This window comes from Pseudomonas sp. 24 E 13 (genome assembly GCF_900004715.1).
GTDB classification, from domain to species: Bacteria; Pseudomonadota; Gammaproteobacteria; order Pseudomonadales; family Pseudomonadaceae; genus Aquipseudomonas; species Aquipseudomonas orientalis_A.
Window position 1 is genome coordinate 267 of the sequence record NZ_CVTO01000142.1, and the last position, 291, is coordinate 557.

Annotated in this window: 1 protein-coding gene; it reads right to left on the reverse strand. The window is 56.4% G+C overall.

Annotated features, from left to right (window positions below; translation table 11 throughout):
- On the reverse strand, positions 1–291 hold a 291-nt coding region (locus tag BFP90_RS28855; protein ID WP_176718057.1), incomplete at both ends, for an immunoglobulin-like domain-containing protein.

The window sequence follows — 291 nt, forward strand, 5'->3', positions numbered from 1 at the left end:
GATTTTCGAAGTGCTCGCCCCCAGTGACAGTCTTGATAGCAGTGGTGACGGTCTGGTCGCCCTTGTACACATCATCCGGCGCAGCAACCGAAACGGAACCGCTCGACTGATTCACACCAATGGTGATGCTCTGGCCGTTATCCAACGTCACGGTCAACGGGTTGGTGATGTTAGTCACCAGCGCGCCGTTTTTATCCACAAGGCTGGCGGTGTAGACGATATTGCCGCCTTCGCCAACCGTGGTGGTAGCGCTCAGAACCACGTCGACCTTGTCGATGGTGTCGTTGATCG